We start from the raw sequence: 831 nt of genomic DNA, 5'->3' as shown, positions 1-831 counted from the left end.
GGTAGGGCTGGGCGGTCTCGTTGTGGCGGATCGTGAACGCGGTGATCTGGGCCTCGAGGTCCTCGCGGGAGACGAAGTCGCCCCGGCGGAGCAGTTGGCGGGTCAGGACACCGAACCACTGCTCCACCATGTTCAGCCAGGACGCGTGCTTGGGCGTGTAGGTCGTGGAGAACCGCGGGTGCGCCTTCAACCAGCTCTTCGTGGCCCGTGCGGTGTGGCTCGACCCGTTGTCGAGGATCAGGTGGATGCCAAGGGCCGGGTCGACCTGTTCGTCGAGTTCCGTGAGGAACGCGGTGAAGGCGGCGGAGGTGTTGCGGGCGACCCGGCCGGTGATGACCTGACCAGTCGCGACGTCCATCGCAGCGATGATCGACACGGTGCCGTGGCGGACGTACTCGAACTCGCGGCGCGCCGCCCAGCCGGGCCGTAGCGGGACCTCCGGAAATTTGCGGGTCTTCGCCTGGATCCCGGTCTTCTCGTCGATGTTGACGAGCAGCGTGCCGGCCGGCGGGTGCAGGTAGACACGGCAGACCTCACCGGCCTTCGCCCAGAACGCCGGGTCGTCGGCGCGGCGCAGCCAGCCGCGGACCCGGTGCGGGCGGACCTCGGCGTCGGCGAGTACCCGGCCGACCGTGGCCGCCGAGACCGGCAGGCCGCGTTCGGCCAGGTGGGCGGCGAGGGTGCGGTGCGACCAGACGGTTCGCCCCTCGGGTGGGGTCGCGGTCGCGGTCGCCACGACCGCGAGCCGGGCCGACGGGCCGTGGACCGGCGGCCGGCCCGGCCTCGGCCGGTCGAACAGACCCGGAACCCCGCGGGCCACGAACCGGGTCC

1 protein-coding gene is annotated in these 831 nt (G+C 72.2%); it reads right to left on the bottom strand.

The features are described 5' to 3' along the window. Positions 1-831 (bottom strand): IS630 family transposase (locus U9977_RS26760; protein ID WP_322752043.1); only part of this gene is annotated, 831 nt, incomplete at both ends.

Source organism: Protofrankia sp. Cas8, from assembly GCF_963555845.1.
Lineage (GTDB): Bacteria > Actinomycetota > Actinomycetes > Frankiales > Frankiaceae > Protofrankia.
Note: the sequence above shows the minus strand (reverse complement) of the source record. Positions and strands in the feature narration are given on the sequence as shown.